General features: G+C 28.6%; 1 protein-coding gene. It reads right to left on the reverse strand.

Annotation, left to right across the window (positions count from 1 at the left end):
- On the reverse strand, positions 1–301 hold a 301-nt coding region (locus IU405_RS00430; protein ID WP_197436690.1), incomplete at its 3' end, for a GxxExxY protein.
- Positions 302–388: the final 87 nt, after the last annotated feature.

The following is a 388-nucleotide window of genomic DNA, read 5'->3' on the forward strand; positions in this document are numbered from 1 at the left end:
ACCTTAAATAGGTTAAAACTTGAGCCGTATGAACATCTGTAAACATTTCTACAGTTTTTATTTCAATAACAACTTTGTTATTTACCAATAAATCAATTCGATAACCATGATCAAGCTTCACATCTTTATAAACAATTGGCATGGGTTTTTCTTTTACAACACTCAGACCTGAATTTATTAATTCATGATATAAACATTCTTGATAAGCAGATTCTAGTAATCCTGGCCCTAATTGTTTATGGACTTCAATAGCGCAACCAAGAATTATTTTTGACAATTCATTTTCATCTTTTTCTTTCATAATATTTATAAAGTTTTAAAGCTATTCCACAAAGTTACACAAAAGCTTCTCAAAGGCTCACAAAGAATATTTTCAGAAAAACAAGAA

This window comes from Polaribacter sp. BAL334, from assembly GCF_015767435.1.
Taxonomy (GTDB): Bacteria; Bacteroidota; Bacteroidia; order Flavobacteriales; family Flavobacteriaceae; genus Polaribacter.